Source organism: Arthrobacter sp. Br18, assembly GCF_000520555.1.
Taxonomy (GTDB): Bacteria; Actinomycetota; Actinomycetes; order Actinomycetales; family Micrococcaceae; genus Arthrobacter_D.
This window is the reverse complement of the sequence record NZ_AZSA01000300.1, coordinates 1-3,088: the sequence shown is the minus strand read 5'-3', so window position 1 is coordinate 3,088 and position 3,088 is coordinate 1. Positions and strand designations below refer to the sequence as shown.

Below are 3,088 nucleotides of genomic sequence, written 5' to 3'. Positions count from 1 at the left end.
TGAACGGTCAGCCTTCGGGCGTGGGAGCTTATCCTGCCGGCGATTTCGAAGATCCTCGCCCGGAGTCTTTTCGGTTCCCACTGTCTGGCTTTCGTGCCGTGGAGCGCGAGCATCTGAGCCCAGGCCATGAGTTCGGAGGCGAGCATCACCAGGTGGCACCAAAGCGTGTTCGCCGCAAATGAGTGCAAGGGCAGATTCGCCAGCCCGGTGTCCTTGGCGTTACGGATCCGGTCCTCGCAGCGGGCACGTAACCGGTGCCGGACTTCCAGGTCCGCCAGTTGCCCGTGCTCCTGGTTGGTGGCCAGCGCGGTATAGCGCATCCCATCGACGTCGGTGATCCTCAGCTGAGCTCCGACGTGAGGGACTTCTTTACGGACGATGACGCGCATCCCGGCAGGCCAGGATGACAACTCCAGCATCCCGGTGAGGTCGGCGACCCAGGCACCGTCGCGTTCGATCCCGTCACTGTTGTAGGCCCGGGTCCACGCGTTCTTCGGGACCAGGGGTAGGGCTGCTTCGACTGCGCCGTGGATGGGGAACCCGACCGAGTAGCCCAGGTTCCGGTGCTTGACGGTGAGCCAGTCCAGGAATCCGTGCGTCCCGCCGGCGGAATCGGTGCGGATCATCACCCTCCGACCCGACCGATAGCCTCTCGGTAACTGCTTGAGCGCGTCGCGTGTGACCTCGATGTGATCCGCAGCGGTGTTCGAGCCAGCATTCCCGGGCCGCAGCAGGACCGCCAGGGGTTCCCCTGTCCCGTCGGCACCGTGATCCACGAATGCCGCCAGTGGGTGAAACCCGTACCCTTTCTTCCACGTCGGACGGGCGTCTTCTTTCTCCGAGTGCGAGGTCAACAGGGTCGCATCCAAGTCCACGACCAACGGCGCATCTTTGCTGACTCCGTGCAGCGGCGAGTGCTCCCCGGCTGCCGCCCAAACATGGGCGCGAGCTGCGGCGCGGGCCATGTTGATCGCCGCCAACGCCTTCGCCGGGGCAGTGGTGGACAGGGCCGTGATCAACCGGCTGACCGTCGGATCCGAAGCGACACTCCCGTAAACCTGCGGCTGGGCACGAAGCCGGTCCACGTCCGCGAGGCAGTCGCCGCCGGTGGCCAGAGACAGCGCCAGATCGGTGAGGATCTTGGCCGGGTCGTGCACCGCGAACGGCTTACGCCACGGCGATAGCGCGTCGGTGAGTCCGGCGCCGAGACCGGAGGCCCGGACCGTGTCCGTGAGGATCAACCCGCCCGCCTGGGAAACCAACCCGGCACCTGCCGAATCGAAGCGGACGGACGGGTAGAAACCGGTAGTGTTGCTCACCTGGAAGGTGCTCCCTCGACGTGCTCGAAATTGCTGTGTGGTAACAACATTTTCCCACGTCAGGAGCACCTTTCAGCTATTAAACACGCACCGCCGGGCCGCCCTCATGAAAGCCCGAGGCTAATTCCGCTTTGAACAAGGAGTTCAGGGCCTCGGCCATGGCGTTGTCGTAGCTATCTCCCTTGGCGCCGACGGAAGCGACTGCTTCGGATTCAGCGAGCCTTTCGGTATAGCGGATGGCACGATACTGCACTCCTCTGTCGCTGTGATGCACGAGCTGGGAGACGTCCTTTCCAGCGTGCTGGCGGGTCCAGAGCCCCATCTCCAACGCATCCAATGCCAGGGTCGTGTGCAGTGTCGTGGACAGCTGCCAGCCGACCACCCGGCGGGAGAACACACTTCCCATCGCCCCCGATCTGGTGCGGGAAGTTCCCCCGGTCGTTTCGCTGCCCGTCGCCTCCGTCGTTCAACCGCTCACGGCGGCCGTTGACGGCGTCCTTGCCCAGGTACCCATCGTCAGCTCGATTGTCCTGCCAGGCCCGGCCTCGCGGGTGACGCAGCCTGTTGTCGATCTCGTCGACGCAACTGGCGGCGTCACGGCCCTGCCAGGTGGAGTGATCAGCGGCCCGGTCGCCGTCGTCGAACCCGTCGACAACCAGATTGCTCCTCTTTCCCCTCCTCTTGCACCTGCACCTGCACCTGCACCTGCACCTGCACCTGCACCTGCACTTGCACTTGCACTTGCACTTGCACTTGCCGAGCATGAAGTGGAGCTTGGAGCTCCGTCAGCAACGACGGCGACATCGGCCGCTGAACGGCCCAGCGCTGATGTGCAGCAGGGTGCCCCCGAGACGGAGGACACGGCGCTTGTCACTCTGGCGACCGACAGTGCAGCGACTGCGATTGTCACCCCGATGGAGATCGCATCATCGGCCCCGCACGCTTTCCCCCTTGCACAACTGACAGTGGAGCCCGTTGAGGCTCCTTTCCTCGCAACGCCGATGTCTGCGAGTGGCAGTACTCTTTCAACCACCGGAGCAGGAACAGCGGGCTCGCCGGCAGCACTCGGCGCCACCACGTGGTTCCTTCCACCCTTCCAGCGAGGCGCTTTGTCGGGCGCCGACCCCGCAGGTGTTCCCAATCCTCCAGCTTTCGATCCGGGTTCATCTCCTGATTAGTGGAAGCCCTCCCGCGCCTTCGCGCGGCCAGCGGCTCGAACCGGTGCAAGAGCACCGTAAACCACTTATCAATTACGGGAGAACATCATGCGTACATGTGTGCAGCGCGGGCTCTACGGAGTCCTCCTAGCCGGAGGCATCATCGTCCTTGGGGCAGATGGGGCGTCGGCCTCGGATAGGCCGGCGACACCGGGCCTGGAGCCAGGTTCACAGCTCGGAATCATCACGGCGTCTCCGCAGACCGCGGCCGGTTCGGTCGTGGGTGACGCAGCCCTCTCACTCGGCACTTCGATCGGGGCGAGCGGTACGGAGCCCGGTCTACTTGGCAATTCTTCTGACGGACTTCTCAATGGCGTTCAAATCTCGCCGGAGATTACGGTGCCGGTAAATATCTCCGATAATTCGGTGTCGGTGATCGGGAATTCGGCTTCACTTGGAGAATCGGAGCCAACCGATCTGGCCGGTCCGACAGCTAGCGGTACCGCTCCGTCAAATACGCCAAGCGGATCGCTCAGTGGAGGCATTCTCAACGGTAATGTGATCTCACCGGAGATTGCGGTGCCGGTGAACATTTCTGGCTCATCGTAATTG

At 63.7% G+C, this 3,088-nt stretch carries 3 protein-coding genes and 1 pseudogene; 1 reads left to right on the top strand and 3 read right to left on the bottom strand.

Translation table 11 applies throughout. From position 1 onward, the window contains the following. A partial coding sequence (locus tag Y704_RS0102430; protein ID WP_026548932.1) for an IS1380 family transposase occupies window positions 1-1,319 on the bottom strand: 1,319 nt, incomplete at its 3' end. A 121-nt stretch (window positions 1,320-1,440) separates the two neighbouring features. After that, a pseudogene (locus Y704_RS18440) lies at window positions 1,441-1,716 on the bottom strand (DDE-type integrase/transposase/recombinase); the annotation flags it as partial. On the opposite strand from Y704_RS18440, the gene Y704_RS23830 reads away from it, so the two are divergent. Continuing rightward, window positions 1,679-2,497, top strand: a complete 819-nt coding sequence (locus tag Y704_RS23830) for a hypothetical protein (RefSeq protein WP_216698937.1) — start codon at window positions 1,679-1,681, stop codon at window positions 2,495-2,497. The pseudogene Y704_RS18440 and the gene Y704_RS23830 sit on opposite strands and share 38 nt — an antisense overlap. A gap of 356 nt (window positions 2,498-2,853) precedes the next feature. On the opposite strand, the gene Y704_RS23825 is transcribed toward Y704_RS23830, so the two are convergent. Further along, window positions 2,854-3,088 (bottom strand): hypothetical protein (locus tag Y704_RS23825; RefSeq protein ID WP_216698936.1); only part of this gene is annotated, 235 nt, incomplete at its 5' end.